Annotated in this window: 16 protein-coding genes and 1 tRNA gene; 11 read left to right on the plus strand and 6 right to left on the minus strand. The window is 75.9% G+C overall.

What is annotated here, in order from left to right; genetic code table 11:
- Window positions 1-2 precede the first annotated feature (2 nt).
- The 3 genes from BJ968_RS09110 to BJ968_RS09120 are packed head-to-tail and all read left to right on the plus strand — an operon-like array spanning window position 3 to window position 2,640.
- Entirely contained in the window at window positions 3-746 is a 744-nt protein-coding gene (locus BJ968_RS09110) for an ATP-binding cassette domain-containing protein (RefSeq protein WP_179756449.1), read from the plus strand.
- A gap of 56 nt (window positions 747-802) precedes the next feature.
- Complete coding sequence (locus BJ968_RS09115; protein WP_179751107.1) at window positions 803-1,843, plus strand: aliphatic sulfonate ABC transporter substrate-binding protein; 1,041 nt, start codon at window positions 803-805, stop codon at window positions 1,841-1,843.
- Complete coding sequence (locus BJ968_RS09120) at window positions 1,840-2,640, plus strand: ABC transporter permease subunit (protein WP_179751109.1); 801 nt, start codon at window positions 1,840-1,842, stop codon at window positions 2,638-2,640. The genes BJ968_RS09115 and BJ968_RS09120 overlap by 4 nt, the downstream gene beginning before the upstream one ends.
- A 36-nt stretch (window positions 2,641-2,676) precedes the next feature.
- Here the strand turns inward: BJ968_RS09120 and BJ968_RS09125 are convergent, their stop codons facing one another.
- The 3 genes from BJ968_RS09125 to BJ968_RS09135 form a co-directional block, all read right to left on the minus strand.
- Window positions 2,677-4,674, minus strand: coding sequence for a SpoIIE family protein phosphatase (locus tag BJ968_RS09125; protein WP_179751112.1), 1,998 nt, complete (start codon window positions 4,672-4,674; stop codon window positions 2,677-2,679).
- A gap of 156 nt (window positions 4,675-4,830) precedes the next feature.
- Window positions 4,831-4,907: transfer RNA gene (locus tag BJ968_RS09130), tRNA-Pro, on the minus strand.
- Window positions 4,908-5,003: 96 nt separating this feature from the next.
- The gene (locus BJ968_RS09135; RefSeq protein ID WP_179751114.1) at window positions 5,004-5,921 is read right to left on the minus strand and encodes a metallophosphoesterase; all 918 of its coding nucleotides are present in this window, start codon (window positions 5,919-5,921) and stop codon (window positions 5,004-5,006) included.
- 57 nt (window positions 5,922-5,978) lie between these two features.
- On the opposite strand from BJ968_RS09135, the gene BJ968_RS09140 reads away from it, so the two are divergent.
- Entirely contained in the window at window positions 5,979-6,446 is a 468-nt protein-coding gene (locus tag BJ968_RS09140) for a GatB/YqeY domain-containing protein (RefSeq protein WP_179751116.1), read from the plus strand.
- Between the two features lie 166 nt (window positions 6,447-6,612).
- Here the strand turns inward: BJ968_RS09140 and BJ968_RS09145 are convergent, their stop codons facing one another.
- Window positions 6,613-9,129, minus strand: coding sequence for a penicillin-binding protein (locus BJ968_RS09145; RefSeq protein WP_179751118.1), 2,517 nt, complete (start codon window positions 9,127-9,129; stop codon window positions 6,613-6,615).
- A 300-nt stretch (window positions 9,130-9,429) separates the two neighbouring features.
- Here BJ968_RS09145 and BJ968_RS09150 point away from each other — a divergent pair, with 300 nt between their 5' ends.
- From BJ968_RS09150 to BJ968_RS09165, 4 genes are read left to right on the plus strand one after another with little or no spacing between them, the layout of a single operon-like run.
- Window positions 9,430-9,792, plus strand: a complete 363-nt coding sequence (locus tag BJ968_RS09150) for a WhiB family transcriptional regulator (protein WP_179751120.1) — start codon at window positions 9,430-9,432, stop codon at window positions 9,790-9,792.
- Between the two features lie 34 nt (window positions 9,793-9,826).
- The gene (gene sp36 / locus BJ968_RS09155) at window positions 9,827-9,982 is read left to right on the plus strand and encodes a Sp36 family protein (protein ID WP_179751122.1); all 156 of its coding nucleotides are present in this window, start codon (window positions 9,827-9,829) and stop codon (window positions 9,980-9,982) included.
- Window positions 9,979-10,440 carry an Atu1372/SO_1960 family protein gene (locus BJ968_RS09160; protein WP_179751124.1) on the plus strand — a complete coding sequence of 154 codons (462 nt, stop codon included), beginning with the start codon at window positions 9,979-9,981 and terminating at the stop codon, window positions 10,438-10,440. Before sp36 ends, BJ968_RS09160 begins: the two co-directional genes overlap by 4 nt.
- On the plus strand, window positions 10,427-11,173 hold the full coding sequence (locus BJ968_RS09165; RefSeq protein WP_218884949.1) for an MBL fold metallo-hydrolase: 747 nt from the start codon (window positions 10,427-10,429) through the stop codon (window positions 11,171-11,173). The genes BJ968_RS09160 and BJ968_RS09165 overlap by 14 nt, the downstream gene beginning before the upstream one ends.
- Window positions 11,174-11,242: 69 nt before the next feature.
- On the opposite strand, the gene BJ968_RS09170 is transcribed toward BJ968_RS09165, so the two are convergent.
- Together BJ968_RS09170 and BJ968_RS09175 are read right to left on the minus strand one after the other, a co-directional pair.
- Entirely contained in the window at window positions 11,243-11,908 is a 666-nt protein-coding gene (locus BJ968_RS09170) for a cyclic nucleotide-binding domain-containing protein (protein WP_179756453.1), read from the minus strand.
- 193 nt (window positions 11,909-12,101) lie between these two features.
- On the minus strand, window positions 12,102-12,716 hold the full coding sequence (locus BJ968_RS09175) for a hypothetical protein (RefSeq protein WP_179751126.1): 615 nt from the start codon (window positions 12,714-12,716) through the stop codon (window positions 12,102-12,104).
- A 101-nt stretch (window positions 12,717-12,817) separates the two neighbouring features.
- On the opposite strand from BJ968_RS09175, the gene nth reads away from it, so the two are divergent.
- From nth to BJ968_RS09190, 3 genes are read left to right on the plus strand one after another with little or no spacing between them, the layout of a single operon-like run.
- Window positions 12,818-13,513 carry an endonuclease III gene (nth, locus tag BJ968_RS09180; RefSeq protein ID WP_179751128.1) on the plus strand — a complete coding sequence of 232 codons (696 nt, stop codon included), beginning with the start codon at window positions 12,818-12,820 and terminating at the stop codon, window positions 13,511-13,513.
- Window positions 13,510-14,163, plus strand: a complete 654-nt coding sequence (locus BJ968_RS09185) for an NUDIX domain-containing protein (protein ID WP_179751130.1) — start codon at window positions 13,510-13,512, stop codon at window positions 14,161-14,163. The genes nth and BJ968_RS09185 overlap by 4 nt, the downstream gene beginning before the upstream one ends.
- Window positions 14,160-15,362: a MarP family serine protease gene (locus BJ968_RS09190; protein WP_179751132.1), complete on the plus strand. Its 1,203-nt coding sequence runs from the start codon at window positions 14,160-14,162 to the stop codon at window positions 15,360-15,362. The genes BJ968_RS09185 and BJ968_RS09190 overlap by 4 nt, the downstream gene beginning before the upstream one ends.

Raw genomic sequence — 15,362 nt, forward strand, 5'->3', positions numbered from 1 at the left:
GGGTGCGCCTGCGCGGCGTCGGGCGCAGCTTCGGCGAGCACCGGGTGCTGGCCCCCCTGGACCTCGAGCTCGACGCGGGCGGCACCGTCGCCCTCGTGGGGGCCTCCGGCAGCGGCAAGTCGACGCTGCTGCGGCTCCTCGCCGGGCTGGACACCCCCTCCACCGGGACGGTGGAGGTCGCCGGGCAGCCCGTGCGCGGGGTGCACCCCCGCACCGCGGTGGTGTTCCAGGAACCGCGGCTGCTGCCGTGGCGGGACCTGGCCGGCAACGTCGCCTTCGGCCTGCCGCGCGGCACGGCCCGCGCGCAGGGCCGGGCCGAGGTGCTGCGCTGGCTGGACGTCGTGGGGCTGGCCGACTTCGCCGGGCACCGGCCGCGCCGGGTCTCCGGCGGCATGGCCCAGCGCGCGGCCCTGGCCCGCGCCCTCGTCCGCCGCCCCGGCGTGCTGCTGCTCGACGAGCCGTTCGCCGCGCTCGACGCCCTGACCCGCCTGCGCATGCAGGACCTGCTCGACGAGGTGCAGCGCGGCACGGGCGCCACCGTCGTGTTCGTCACCCACGACGTCGACGAGGCCCTGCACCTGGCCGACCGGGTGCTCGTCCTCGGCGACACCGGCAGCGGGCAGGGCGCCGGGATCGTCCGGGACCTGCGGGTCGGTGCGCCCCGTCCCCGCGACCGCGCCGACGCCGCCACCGCCCGGCTGCGCGTCGAGCTGCTCGACCTGCTCGGCGTCCCCCGCTCCGCCTGACCGCCCCCTCCGGGGGCACCCCGAGAACCCGCCCCACCCACCTCCACGGGAGAACTGTGTCCACGCTGCCCCCCACCACCACCCGTCGCGCCCTGCTCGGCCTTGGTCTGGGTTCCCTGGCCCTGACCGCGGCCGGCTGCGTCAGGGGCGAGTCGTCCACCGGCTCGGCCCCCGCCAGTTCCGGCGCTTCCGCCGGTTCCGGCGGATCCGGCGGCGACCGGGTCCGCCTCGACTACGCCCTCTACAACCCCCTCAGCCTCGTCGTGCGCGAGCAGAAGCTGCTCGAGGACGCCGGGCTCACCGTGCAGTGGGAGCAGTCGGCGGGCAGCAACAAGGCCAACGAGTTCCTGCGCAACGACAACCTGGACCTGGCCTCCACCGCCGGGTCGGCCGTGCTGCAGGCCCGCACGAACGGCTCGCCCGTGCAGACGGTCGCGGTGTACTCCCAGCCGGAGTGGACCGCGCTGGTCGTCGGGAAGGACTCCACCCTCACCGACGTGGCGGGGTTGCGCGGCAAGCGGATCGCCGCCACCACCGGCACCGACCCGTACTTCTTCCTCCAGCAGGCGCTCGCCGGCGCCGGGCTGTCCGGCACCGACGTCGAGATCACCAACCTCCAGCACGCCGACGGCCGCGCCGCCCTCGAGCGCGGTGACGTCGACGCCTGGGCCGGCCTGGACCCGAACATGGCCGCCTCGGAGCTGCAGGCCGGGTCGAAGCTGCTGTACCGCAACGTCGACTTCTGCACCTACGGCGTCCTCAACGCCCGCGAGCAGTTCGTCCAGGACTCCCCCGACCTCGTCCAGCAGGTCGTCGACGCGTACGCCACGGCCCGCGCGTGGGCGCTGGCGAACCCCGCCGACCTGGCGACCCTCTACGCGACCGCCGCGCAGCTGTCGCCCGAGGTCGCCGCCCGCGTCCTGGAGCGCACGACGCTCGACCTCGACGGCGTGCCCGGCGACGCGCAGCGGACCGTGCTGGCCGGGATCGTGCCGCTCATGGCCGCCACCGGCGACGTCCCCTCCGAGGACGCCGCCACGAAGGCGCTGGACACGCTGCTGGTGCCCGACTTCGCCCGCAAGGCCACCGCCGCGTGAGCGCGCCCACCACGTCCGCCCCGGCCGCACCGGCCGGCCGCGCGCCGCGCCGCCGGCCGGGCTGGTGGCTCGGCGCGGTCGTGCCCGTGCTGCTGGTCGCGGCGTGGTGGGCCACCACGGCGGCCGGGGTGTTCCTGCCCAGCCAGCTGCCGTCGCCGGTGGACGTGTTCCACGCCGCCCAGCAGCTGTGGGCCACGGGGCAGCTGCAGCTGAACATCGCCATCAGCGTGCAGCGGGTCCTCGTCGGGTTCTGCTGCGGCGCCGTGGCCGGGCTCGTCCTGGGCGGGCTGACGGGGTCCTCGCGGGTCCTGGACCGGCTGCTGTCCCCCACCCTGGGGGCCTTGCGGGCCGTGCCGTCGCTGGCGTGGGTGCCGCTGCTGGGCCTGTGGATCGGCATCGGGGAGACCCCGAAGATCGTGCTCGTCGCGATCGGCGCGTTCTTCCCCGTCTACACGACCGTCTTCTCCGCCCTCACCCACCTCGACCCCGCCCTCGTGGAGGTGGGCCGCGCCTACGGCCGCCGCGGGCTGGGGCTGTTCGGCACGGTCCTGCTGCCCGCGACCGCCCCGGCGCTGCTGTCCGGGCTGCGGCTGGCGCTCGCGCAGAGCTGGCTGTTCCTCGTGGCGGCCGAGCTGATCTCGTCCTCGATCGGGCTGGGTTTCCAGATGACCAACGGGCAGAACACCTCCCGCACCGACCAGGTGCTGCTGGCGATCGTGCTGCTCGCGGTGCTGGGCAAGCTGTCCGACGTCGTGCTGGGGATCGTGGAGGGGCGGGTCAAGGCCGCGCGCGCCTGAGGCGCGGGACGGCGCGGGTGCGCCCGCGCCGTCCCGCTACCGCGCGTCCCGGGCCCGCCCCGCCCCGGGGGACGCCGGCGGCACGACCCGCGGCCCGGCCCCCCGCGGGCGGGGGCCGTCCTGGGGGTGGGCGCGCAGCACCAGCAGCGCGACGTCGTCCTCGGGCGGGCCCTCGAGCTGGGCCAGCAGCGCGTCGCACAGCTCCTCGACGGGCAGGTCGTGCAACCGCTCGACGGTGGCGCGCAACCACTCCAGCCCGTCCTGCACGGGGGCGTCCCGGCGCTCGACGAGCCCGTCGGTGTAGAGGACGACGGTGGCGCCCGGCTCCAGGGTGAGCGCGTGGTCGTGACGCTCGGCGTCGGGGACCAGCCCCAGCAGCAGGTCCGCGGCGGTCTGCTGGAGCGTCGCGCGGCCGTCGGGGGCCAGGAGCACCGGCGGGGGGTGCCCGGCGTTGGACCAGCGCAGGGTCCGCAGGCCGGCGGCCACCTGGTCGGGTCCCTGCTCCACCTGCGCCAGCACGGCCGTGGCGATCACCCCGACGCCCAGGTGGTGCATGGCCCGGTCCAGACCCGACAGCACCGCCGCGGGCGGCTCGCCGAGGGTGATCGAGACCCCCCGCAGCAGGTTGCGCACCTGCGCCATGGCGGCGGCCGCGTCCCGGTCGTGCCCGGCCACGTCACCGACGACGACCGTCGTCGCGCCCGTGGGGGCCACGAAGCAGTCGTACCAGTCGCCGCCGATCTGCGCCTCGCTCGCGGCGGGCAGGTACCGGACGGCGATCTGCAGGTGGTCCGGCTCGAACGGGGCGGTGAGCAGGCTGCGCTGCAACGTCTCCGACAGGCGCCGCTGCTCACCGGCCACCCGGCGCTCCTGCTCCCGGGCCTGCAGCGCGGCCAGGCTCTGCGCGCACTGCGCGGCGAAGGCGCTCATCAGCTCGAAGTCGCGGGCGGTGAAGTCCTGCGGGTCGCGCCACCCGATCGTCAGCCCGCCGACCGCCCGGCCCGCCGCCCGCAGCGGCAGCGACACCCACGTGCCCAGCCCGGTGCTGGTGACGGCCTCCTCCATCTGCGGCGTGAACCTCAGGCACGCCTCGCGGTCCGGCAGCACCACGACCTCGCCCGTGGCGGCCGCCACGGCCACCGGCAGCGGGCTGTCCACGGGCACCCGGGCGAACGTGCGGCGGGCCCGCTCCCCCAGGGAGCCGGTCAGGGACAGCTCCAGCACCGCGGGGCCGCCGGGGCCGCCGGAGTCGGTGCGGACGGCGACGGCCCCGCCCTCGGCGCCGAGCGCGCTCAGGCCCGTGCCGATGACGATGTCGGTCAGCTGGTCCACGCTCTGCGCGCCGCTGAGCCGCAGCGCCACCCGCACCATGCCGGCCAGCCGTCGCGCCTCCGCGGCCTCGGTGGTCAGGGCCGTGCGCAGCTCCTGGCCGCGCACGTACAGGTCCGCCTCGGACCTGACCCGGACCCCGGCCCCGTCGTGGGGATCACCGTCGTGGGGCCCGTCGTGGGGCCCGTCGTGGGGATCGCCGTCGTGGGGTTCGACGTCGTAGGGGTCGACGTGCTGGAGGTCGACGTCGCGGTGACCCGCGCCGTCGGGGTCCGCACCGGTCCCGGACCGCCGGTGGCGCTCCCTGACGTAGTCGGTGACCTCCTCGGCGCGGTGCAGCAGCAGCGCCACGTCACCGGCCTCGTCGAGCACCGGGGCGTTCACCGAGCTCCACCAGCGCGCGCGGAAGACGCCGCCGGCGTCGGCGACGTCGTACCGCTGCAGCGGCATCGTGTCCTGGCGGCCCGTGGTCAGCACCCGGCGCAGCGAGGCCTCCAGGTTGACCGTCCCGCGCGCCTGCGGGTCCTGCGGGTTGTCGGGGAAGACGTCGAGGATCGAGCGGCCGAGGAGCTGCTCGCGCGTGCGCCCGGACGAGTCCAGGAAGGCCCGGTTGACCGCCACGAACCGCAGGCCGGTGTCGAGCACCGCGTAGGAGGTGGGGATGACGTCGAAGATCGCGGCCAGGTCGTGCTGAGCCTCCGCCACGTGCTGCTCCCGTCGTCCGAGGGACCGCGCCGCCCACCGGCACGTGCTGGACCCGACCGCCTGCTCCGGCCGCCCGCGCCGCGGGAGCCCGCGACCGGTGTTCGCACGACGAAAGGCCCGGCCCCGCTCTCGCGGTGCCGGGCCTGACGGTCCTGCTGGTCGGGGTGACAGGATTTGAACCTGCGGCCTCCTCGTCCCGAACGAGGCGCGCTACCAAGCTGCGCCACACCCCGAGGCCTTGCTGCTGATCGTGCGCGGCCGCCTGAACGGCCTCGACAAGAGTAGCCCACCGGTGGGGGTGCTCCGGACCAGGCCCCCGCCCGGCGCCCTCACCGGCGCGGGACGAGCTCCAGCAGCGTCGCCTCGGGTCGGCAGGCGAAGCGCAGCGGGGCGTACGGGGAGGTCCCCAGGCCCGCCGAGACGTGCAGCCACGCCTCGTGGCCGGCGGCCGACCAGGTCGAGAGCCCCGACGCCTGCGACCGGGGCAGGTCGCAGTTCGTCACCAGCGCCCCGTAGCCGGGCACGCACAGCTGACCGCCGTGGGTGTGCCCGGCCAGGACCAGCCCGGCCCCGTCGGCCGTCATGGCGTCCAGCGTCCGGCGGTAGGGGGCGTGGGTGACGCCGACGGTCAGGTCGGCGTCGGGCGCGGCGGGCCCGGCGACGTCGTCGTAGCGGTCGTAGCGCAGGTGCGGGTCGTCGACCCCCACGAGCTCCAGGTCCAGTCCGCCGACCCGCAGCCGCGTCCGGACGTTGTCGAGGTCGACCCAGCCGGCGTCGGTGAACCCGCGCACCAGGTCCGCGGTCGGCAGCGGCAGGGCCTTGTCCCCGGCCTTCACCTGCGAGGGGCCGCGCAGGTACTTCGACCAGTTCCGCGGTTTGGGGGCCCAGTAGTCGTTGGAGCCCAGGACGAACACCCCGGGGCGGCGCAGCAGCCCCGCGTACGTCTCCAGCACCGCCGGGACGGCGTCCTGGGCGGCGAGGTTGTCGCCCGTCGTGACGACCAGGTCCGGTTCGAGGTCGGCCAGGGCCGCCACCCACGCCCGCTTGCGGTGCTGGCGCGGCACCAGGTGCAGGTCGGACAGGTGCAGCACCCGCAGCGGCGCCGACCCCACCGGAAGGACGGGGACGACGGCGTGCCGCAGCGCGAACGCCCGCACCTCGTACCCGGCGGCGTACCCGACCCCGGCCGCCCCGGCCAGGGCGGTGAGGCCGACGGTCGCGGCGGTGGCCTTCAGGACGCTCGGCATCCCGCCATCCTGCCCGCGTCCGGGGGACCGGTTCGACGGGGGTGGGAGGATCGGCGCATGAGCGACACCCTCAAGGACTCCCTGCAGGCCGACCTGACCACCGCGATGAAGGCCCGCGACGAGCTCCGGTCGGCCACCCTGCGGATGGTCCTGACGGCGATCCGCTCCGAGGAGGTCGCCGGGAAGACCGCGCGGGTGCTGAGCGACGAGGAGGTCGTCACCGTCCTGCAGCGGGAGGCGAAGAAGCGCCGCGAGGCCGCCGAGGCCTACGACGGCGCCGGCCGCACCGAGCAGGCCGCCCGCGAGCGCGACGAGCTGGGCGTCGTGGAGACCTACCTGCCGACGCCGCTGACCGACGAGGAGCTGGCCGGGCTGGTCGACGAGGCCGTGATCGCCGCCTCCTCCGAGGGCCTGACGGGCATGGGCGCCATGGGGGCCGTCATGGCCCGCCTCAAGGGCGAGGTCGCCGGCCGCGCCGACGGCAAGCGCCTGTCCGGCGCCGTCCGGGCCCGCCTGCAGTCCTGAACCTGCGGGCTTGAGCCTGCACTCCTGAGGCACCCGCGGCGGGGGTCGTGACCGCCGCCGCGGCCCGGCGGCGGGTCCCCGGGCGGCGCGGGGCGCGGTCGAGGACCTCGTCACCGGCCGGGGAGGCGTCGAGCACCCGCACCGGGTCCCGGCCCCTGCGCCCGACTCAGGGAGTGGGCTGCCCCTGGCCCTGCCCCTCGCCCTGCCCCTCGTTCTGGCCCTGACCCTGGCCCTCGTCCTGCTGCTGGGCCGCGGCGGGCGTCGGCAGCTGGACCCCGGGGTTGTCCCCGCCCGCGGGCGGGGCCGGCGTGGCCGGCGCCGACGGCTCCTGGGTGGGGGTCCGGACGGGCGGCGCACCGGAGCTCGTGGTGATCGTGATGGTCGCGCCGGCGGCCGCGGAACGGGCGCTCTGCGAGGCCACCAGCCCCTTGGCCACCGAGGACGTCACGGACCCGCCGACCTTCACCTGGAACCCGGCGGCCTGCAGGGCGGCCCGGGCGGAGGAGACGCTGCGCCCGACGACGCTGGGCACCCTGACCCTGCCGTCGACGGTGGTCGTCTTCAGGCCCGCGCTGGTGCCGTCGGTGAACGTCAGCTTCGGGGCGTTCAGCTGGGTCAGCGAAGTGCCCACGGCGTTGGCCCAGATGGGCCCGGCGATGGTCGCCCCGAAGACCCGGCCGACGCGCTTGCCGTTGATCCGCTCACCGTTGAGGGACTTCACGCCCTTGTGGTGACCGACCCAGACGGCCCCGGCCATCTGGGGGGTGTACGCCGCGAACCAGGTGTTCTGGCTGTCGTTCGTGGTCCCCGTCTTGGAGGCGACCTGGCGGCCGGCCATGACGGCCTTGCCCACGCCCTTGGCCGTCCCGCCCGTCCAGCCGCCGCGCAGGGCCTCGGTGACGTTGCGGGCGACGTTGACGTCGAGGACCTGCTGGCAGTTCGCCGAGGGGACCTGCAGCGGCTTGCCGTCGGTGTCGAGGGTCTCCAGGATCGCGGTCGGCTTGCAGAACTTGCCCTCGGCGGCGAACGCCGCGTACGCCCCGGCGACCTCCAGCGGGTACACCAGGTTGGTGCCCAGCGTCATCGACGGGTTCTGGTCCAGGTCCAGGTTCGTCTCGCCCGTGAGGAAGTTCTTCGTCGGCGCGGCCTTGTAGACGCCGAGGGACTGCGCGGTCGCGGTGATGTCGCAGATGTCGAGCTGCTTCTCCATCGACACGAACGCCGTGTTCACCGACTGGGCGGTGGCGGTGCGGACCGACATCGAGCCGCTGCTGCTGCTCTCGGAGTTGCTGTACTTGTACGTGGGCCCGCGCAGCTTCTGCCCGCAGGCGGTGAAGGCGCTGAAGGGGTCGCTGCCGGAGCTGGGCGAGGCGACCGTGGAGTCGAGCGACTTGCCCTGCTTCAGCCAGGTGGCGAGCGTGAACGCCTTGAACGTCGACCCCTGCTGGAACCCGGCGGTCCCGCCCATGGCCTGGCCCACGTTGTAGTTCAGGGTCGTGACGCCGATCTGGTCGTCGTCCGGTGAGTACGTGGTGTCCTGCGCCATGGCGAGGATGTTGCCCGTGCCGGGCTCGACGATCGAGGCCGCCGACCGCACCTCCTGGCCGGGGTTCACGCCGTCGTTGACGGCCTGCTGAGTCGTGGCCTGGACCACCGGGCTCAGCGTCGTCTTGATCGTCAGGCCGCCGCGGCGCAGCAGGTTGCGCCGGTCCTCGGCGCTGGCCCCGAACGCCGGGTCGGACTCGACGACGTGCACGACGTAGTCGCAGAAGTACGCCGCGGACCCGGCCGCGAGGCAGCCCTGGCGGCTGGGGTTGCGGGTCAGCGTCAGCGGCGTCGCGACGGCCGCGTCGTGGGTGGCCTGGTCGATGCGGCCCAGCTCCAGCATCCGGTTCAGGACCACGTTGCGGCGGCTGACGGCCGCGTCGGGGTACTTCAGCGGGTTGTAGGCCGCCGGGTTCTGCACCATGCCCGCCAGTAGCGCCGACTCCGGCAGGTTCAGGTCGGCCGCGGACTTGGAGAAGTAGAACTGCGCCGCGGCCTCGATGCCGTAGACGTTGTTCTGGAAGTAGGAGACGTTGAGGTAGCCGGCGAGGATGTCGTCCTTCGACATCTCCTTCTCGACGCCGATGGCGAGCTTCATCTCGCGCAGCTTGCGGGCGTACCCCTCGACGCCGTCGGCCTCGACGGCGGCCGCCGCGGCCTGGGAGTCGCCCTCCTGCACGGCCTGCTGGACGAGGACGTTCTTGACGAACTGCTGCGTGAGGGTCGAGGCGCCCTGGGTGCTGCCGCCGCCGGCGTTGGAGACGAGGGCGCGGACGATGCCCTTCGCGTCCACGGCGCCGTGCTGGTAGAAGCGGTCGTCCTCGATGGAGACGATGGCATCGCGCATGACGGGCGCGATCTGGTCGAAGGCGATGACCGTGCGGTTCTGGTCGTACACCTTGGCCATGACCGAGCCGTCGGAGTACGTGATCGTCGAGGCCTCCGACAGGGTCTTGTCGCCCAGGTCCCCCGGCAGCTCGTTGAAGATGTCGACGCCCTCGCTCGTGAGGCTGCCCGTCGCGGCCACGGCCGGGACGACGAGCCCGGCGCTGAGCACCCCGCCGGCGGCGCTGACCGCGGCGAAGGCCGCCAGCAGTCGGAAGACCGGGCGCCGGGCGTGCGGGGAGCGAGGAGCCATGTCGCCAGGGTAAGCGGACAGCGGGGGAGGTCGGTCAGGTCCACACGTCCTCCGCGTTCTGCACGCAGGATCGTGACCGGGCCGCGACCGGGAGTGACGCAACCGCCGAACGGGTCACTAGCCCGAAGTGACTACCCATGTTCGTCACAAGTGCTCTGGGGCGGGTGCGCCCCCGACCATACGCTGCCGAGGTGCCCGCTCGTGGGCACACCGGGCAATTCACAGGGAACGCTCGAACCGGGGGGAACCGGTGCCCAGCGGGGCACCCGGCCGGGGAGGGCCTGACGGGAGGGGCCGTCGATGGCGTGGACGTTGGAGTGGGCGAGCCGCGGGGCCTGCAAGGCCAGCAGCGCGGACGACCTGTTCGTGCAGGGTTCGGCGCAGAACCGCGCGAAGCAGATCTGCGGCGGGTGCCCCGTGCGCACCGAGTGCCTCGCCGACGCGCTGGACAGCCGCGTCGAGTTCGGCGTCTGGGGCGGCATGACCGAGCGCGAGCGCCGCGCGCTGCTCAAGCGCCGGCCGAACGTGCAGTCCTGGCGGCGCCTCCTGGAGACCGCGCGCGACGCGGCCCTGGGCGCGGCGGCCGGTCAGGTCACCGGCTCGGGCACCACGGTCCCGGCCGCCCTCGACGTCCAGGCCGACGTCGAGGTCGCAGCGGTCTGACCCGCCGGTGGGGGCGGCCACTACGGTGGCCGCCATGACCACCTGGGAGTACGCCACCGTCCCGCTGATCGTCCACGCGACGAAGCAGATCCTCGACCAGTGGGGCGCCGACGGCTGGGAGCTGGTGCAAGTCGTCACCGGTCCCGACGGCAACGGGCTCGTCGCCTACCTGAAGCGGCCGAAGGCGTGAGCGCCTCCGAGCGGCTGCGCGAGCTCGGGCTCACGCTGCCCGAGGTCGTCCCGCCCGTGGCGAGCTACGTGCCCGCCACCCGCGACGGCGACCTCGTCCTCACCTCCGGCCAGCTGCCCTTCGTCGACGGCGCGCTCGCCGTCACCGGCAAGGTCGGCGCCGAGGTCGACCCCGACACGGCCCAGCAGCTCGCCGCGACGTGCGCGCTGAACGCCGTCGCCGCGGCCGCGGCCGTCGCCGGGGGCGTCGACGCCATCGAGCGCGTCGTCAAGGTCGTCGGCTTCGTCGCGAGCGACCCGTCGTTCACCGGGCAGCCCGCCGTCGTCAACGGCGCCTCGAACCTGCTCCAGGAGGTCTTCGGCGACGCCGGGGTGCACGCGCGCAGCGCGGTCGGCGTGGCCGTCCTGCCGCTGGACTCCCCCGTCGAGGTCGAGATCACGGTGCGTGTCCGCAGCTGAGGCGTGGGCGGGTGGCCCGGTCACACCGCGGGCCACCTGCGTCCTGGCGCCCAACCCCGGGCCCATGACCCTGGAGGGGACCAACACGTGGCTGCTGGCCGCGCCCGGCTCCCCCGACGTCGTGGTGGTCGACCCCGGGGAGGACGACGCCGCCCACCGGGCCGCGCTGCGGCGCGCGCTGGGGGGCCGGCGCGTCGCCCTCGTCGTCGGCACGCACCACCACCACGACCACGTCGGCGGGCTCGGCGCCTTCGTCGCCGAGCACCCCGCCCCCGTCGTGCGGGGCCCGGGGACCCACCGCGCGGCCGGCCTGGACCTGCGGGTCCTGGCCACGCCCGGGCACACGGCCGACTCGGTGTGCGTGCTGCTGGGGACGGGGGAGCTGCTGACGGGCGACACCGTCCTGGGCCGCGGCAGCACCGTGGTCGCCGCCGACGGCGACGTGGGCGACCACCTGGCGTCCCTGGACCTGCTGCTGACGCTGGACGCCTCGGTGCTGCTGCCCGGTCACGGGCCGGCCCGCCCCGACGTCGCCGGGGCGCTGACGACGCTGCGCGCGCACCGGCTGGCCCGGCTGGAGCAGGTCCGCGCGGCGCTCGCGACGGGGCACCGGACCGTGGAGGAGGTCGTCGAGGCCGTCCACCCGGGCCTGGAGGGGGCGTTGCGGGCGGCCGCGGGGCAGTCGATCGCGGCCCAGCTGCGCCACCTCGACGGCACCCCTCCCCCACGGTGATCGAGCACTGCGGTGATCGAGCACGTGCTCGATCACCGCAGTGCTCGATCACGGTGGGGTGGGGCCGGGTCAGCGGGCGCGCTTGGCCAGCCGCTCGACGTCGTGCAGGACGACCGCGCGGGCCTCCAGCCGCAGCCACCCGCGGGAGGCGAAGTCCGCCAGCGCCTTGTTCACCGTCTCCCGGGAGGCGCCGACGAGCTGCGCCAGCTCCTCCTGGGTCAGGTCGTGGGCCACGAGCAGGCCGTCGGCGATGGGCCGGCCGAAGCGGCGGGACAGGTCCAGCAGGGCCTTGGCGACGCGGCCGGGGACGTCGGTGAAGACGAGGTCGGCCAGGGCGACGTTGGTGCGGCGCAGGCGCTGGGCCAGGGCCCGCAGCAGGTGCTTGGCGACCTCGGGGCGCCGGGCCAGCCAGCGCATCATCTCGTCGTGGCCCAGGGCGATGAGCTCGGCCTCGGACACGGCGCGGGCGGAGCTGGTGCGCGGTCCGGGGTCGAACAGGGACAGCTCGCCGAACATCTCCCCCGGGCCCAGGACGGCGAGGAGGTTCTCGCGGCCGTCGGGCCAGCTGCGCACGAGCTTGATCTTGCCGGTGCGCACGACGAAGACGCGCTCCCCGGGCTCGCCCTCGCCGAAGAGCTGCTGACCGCGGTCCAGGTGGACCGGCTCCATCGACTCCAGCAGCTCGGCGGCCGCCTCGTCGTCGAGGGCGGCGAACAGCGGGGCCCGGCGCACCACGTCCCCGGGCCGCTCACCGCCGCGGTCCCCGAAACGCTCGGCGACCCGCTCGGAGGGACGATCGTCGTCCACCCCGTGCTCGACCCCGTGCTCCACCGAAGGACCTCCCGTACGCGACCCGCTGCTTGGTCGACCGTCTCGTGACGCCCGTCACGCCGGCGCCTCCAGGACCAGTCTGCCGCACACCCCCCGGTCAGGCCCCCGCGGGCCGGAACAGGGCGCGGCAGCGCTCGGCGAGGACGTCGGTGGCCACCGCCAGCTCGGCCAGCAGCGCGTCCTCGTACCCGGCCAGCCGCTGCTGGGCCCCGGACAGCTCCTGCAGCTGGTCGGGCAGGCCGCCCCCGCGGATGGGCCGGTCCAGCAGCAGCAGGCCGCGCAGCCCGCGGGCCGGGTCCAGGGACCGCCCGGTGCCGGCGTCGAGGTCGATCCGGCGCTCGAGGTGCTGCTCCAGGGGGTGTCCCGGGTGGTCGAGGTGCTGGTCCAGCGGCCCGCCGTGGCTGGCGGCCTCCACCGGCACCTGCAGCTCCTCGGGCCCGCAGGCGGTGGCGACCAGCAGGTCCCGGCGGGCGCGGACGAGCCGGTGCCAGTGCTGGACGCGGCGGACCTCCTCCTGCAGCAGGGCGCGGCGGCGGCGCAGGGCCGGCAGCGGCAGCTCGGCCAGCTCCACGCGGACCGCCCGGCGGCACGTGAGGTCGTCGGCGGCCTCCAGCACGCCGGACAGCACCGGGACGAAGGACGACCCGAGCGGGACCCCGGGGTCGTCGCGGTCGAGGGGACGGTCAACCGGGTCGGCGTCGCGCGGGTGCATGGGTCCGGTGTCGTCGCGCGCCGCCGCGCGCTTGACGGGGTGTCACCCTCCCGGAGGCAGGCCCGTCACCGGCCCCGCGGGCGGGTCGTAGGCTCCCCGGGGTGGAGACGCAGCTGGCCCGCACCCGCCGTGCCCGGCGCGTCCACCGGCTCCTCGCGCAGCACTACCCCGACGCCCACTGCGAGCTGGACTTCACCACCCCGTTCGAGCTGCTCGTGGCGACGGTCCTGTCGGCCCAGTGCACCGACGCGCGGGTCAACCAGGTCACGCCGGCGCTGTTCGCGGCCTACCCCACGGCCACCGCGCTCGCGGCCGCGGACCGGGCCCGGCTGGAGGAGCTGATCCGCCCGACGGGGTTCTTCCGGGCCAAGGCCGCCAACCTGCTGGAGCTGGCCGCGCAGCTCGTCGCCGACCACGGCGGGCAGGTCCCGCCCCGCCAGCGCGACCTCGTCCGGCTGGCCGGGGTGGGGCGCAAGACGGCGAACGTCGTGCTCGGCGACGCGTTCGGGGTGCCCGGCCTGACGGTGGACACCCACGTGGGGCGGTTGTCGCGGCGGCTGGGCTTCACGACGCACGAGGACCCCGTGAAGGTGGAGACCGACCTGGCCGCGCTCATCCCGCGCCGGGACTGGACGATGTTCAACCACCGGGTGATCTTCCACGGCCGGCGCACCTGCCACAGCCGGCGCCCGGCGTGCGGGGCGTGCCCCGTGCTGCGGCTGTGCCCGTCGGCGGGGATCGGGGAGACCGACCCGGTGCGGGCGGCGGCGCTGGTCAAGGGCCCGGTCCCCGCGTGAGCCTGCCACCGTGGCTGCGACCGCTGGCCGCCCGCCTGCCCGACGTCACCGCGGCCGACCTGCGCTGGCGCGAGGACCGCGCCGTGCGGGGCCGGGCCCGGCCCGCGGCGGTCCTCGTGCTGTTCGCCGACGGCCCCGCGGGGCCGGAGGTGCTGCTCACCGAGCGGGCCGCCACGCTGCGCCAGCACTCCGGGCAGGTCGCCTTCCCGGGGGGCCGGTCCGACCCCGGTGACGCCGACGCGGCCGCCACGGCGCTGCGGGAGGCGGCCGAGGAGACGGGGCTGGTGCCCGCCGGGGTGGACGTCGTGGGCGAGCTGCCGCCGCTGGCGCTGGCCCACTCAGGGCACCACGTCACCCCCGTCGTGGGGTACTGGCGCGCGCCGTGCCCGGTGGGGGTCGTGGACCCCTCGGAGGTGGCCCGCGTGGAGCGCGTGGCGCTGGGCGAGCTGTTCGCCGGCGCCCGGCGGGTGCGCGGGCCCGGCGGCTACACCGGTCCCGCGTTCGCCGTGCGGGGGCTGCTGGTGTGGGGCTTCACGGCCGAGGTGCTCGTGCGGGTCCTGGACCTGGGGGGCCTGCTGCCGCCGCCGCGGGAGGACCCCGCGCCGCTGTCGCTGGCCGAGGCGCTGGAGTGGGCCGGGGGCCGGCGGTGAGCGCGTCGGACGTCCTGGACGTCGTGCTGCTCCTCGTGCTGCTCGCGCAGGTCGTCGCCGGGTACCGCGAGGGCCTGCTCGTGGGGCTGGCCGGGCTGGCCGGGCTCGTCGGCGGCGCGGCCGTGGGCGTCGTCGTCCTGCCGCGCCTCGTGACCGGCTGGGACGCGGGGCTGGCGCGCACGCTGGCCGTCGTCGCGGGCACGGTCGTGCTGGCCGGGCTGGGGCGCGTGCTGCTGGGCCTGGTCGCGGCCCGGCTGCGCGCGCACGTGCGGTGGGCCCCGGCGCGGTTCCTCGACGCCCTCCTGGGGGCCGTGGCCGGTGGGGTCGCGACGCTGCTGGTGGTGTGGGTCGTGGCGGGGGCGGCCCGGCAGGCGCCGCTGCCGCGGGTCGTGCAGGCGGTGACCGGGTCCCGCGTCGTCACGGCCGTCGACGCGGCCGTCCCCGCCGCGGCCGGCGACGTCCTGGGCGGCTTCTGGTCCGCGGCCCAGGCCAACGGGTTCCCGCGCGTCTTCACGGGCCTGTCCCCCGAGCCCATCGTCCCCGTGGCCGACCCGCCCGCGCAGGCGCCGGAGGCGCTGCGGCAGCCGCTGGAGGCCGTCGTGAAGGTCACCGGCGTCGCGGACAGCTGCCGCCGGGGCCTGGAGGGCAGCGGGTTCGTCGCCGCGCGCACCGGCGGGGCGGCCCGGGTGGTGACCAACGCGCACGTCGTGGCCGGGGTCGCCGATCCGCTGGTCCAGCCCGGCGGGCGGGGCCGGCAGTACCCGGCGACGGTCGTGGCGTTCGACCCCGACCGGGACCTGGCGGTGCTGGACGTGCCGGGGCTGGCGGTGCAGCCGCTGCCGCGCAGCGGGCAGCTCGCGCCCGGTGACGCGGCCGTCGTCGCCGGGTTCCCCCTGGACGGCGGCTACTCGGCGGTGCCGGCGCGGGTCCGCCAGCTCCTGAACGCCCAGGGCCGCGACATCCACGACGCGCGCGACGTCGTGCGGGAGGTCTACTCGGTCTCCGCGACGGTCCAGGCGGGCAACTCCGGCGGCCCGCTGCTCACCGAGGACGGGCGGGTCGCGGGCGTCGTGTTCGCCAAGTCCCTCGACGACGCCGGGACCGGCTACGCGCTGGCCCCCGCGGAGCTGGACGCCGTGCTGGCCGCGGCGGGGTCGAGCACGGCCGCGGTGGGCACGGGGGCCTGCACCGCCGACTGA

It is taken from the genome of Kineococcus aurantiacus, from assembly GCF_013409345.1.
Lineage (GTDB): Bacteria > Actinomycetota > Actinomycetes > Actinomycetales > Kineococcaceae > Kineococcus > Kineococcus aurantiacus.

What these genes read in the sequence shown, in the direction of transcription:
- BJ968_RS09175 (WP_179751126.1), bottom strand. Translation starts at nt 12,716, where the DNA reads ATGCACCCGCGCGACGCCGACCCGGTTGACCGTCCCCTCGACCGCGAC.
- BJ968_RS09135 (WP_179751114.1), bottom strand. Translation starts at nt 5,921, where the DNA reads ATGCCGAGCGTCCTGAAGGCCACCGCCGCGACCGTCGGCCTCACCGCC.
- BJ968_RS09150 (WP_179751120.1), top strand. Translation starts at nt 9,430, where the DNA reads ATGGCGTGGACGTTGGAGTGGGCGAGCCGCGGGGCCTGCAAGGCCAGC.
- BJ968_RS09140 (WP_179751116.1), top strand. Translation starts at nt 5,979, where the DNA reads ATGAGCGACACCCTCAAGGACTCCCTGCAGGCCGACCTGACCACCGCG.
- BJ968_RS09145 (WP_179751118.1), bottom strand. Translation starts at nt 9,129, where the DNA reads ATGGCTCCTCGCTCCCCGCACGCCCGGCGCCCGGTCTTCCGACTGCTG.
- sp36 (WP_179751122.1), top strand. Translation starts at nt 9,827, where the DNA reads ATGACCACCTGGGAGTACGCCACCGTCCCGCTGATCGTCCACGCGACG.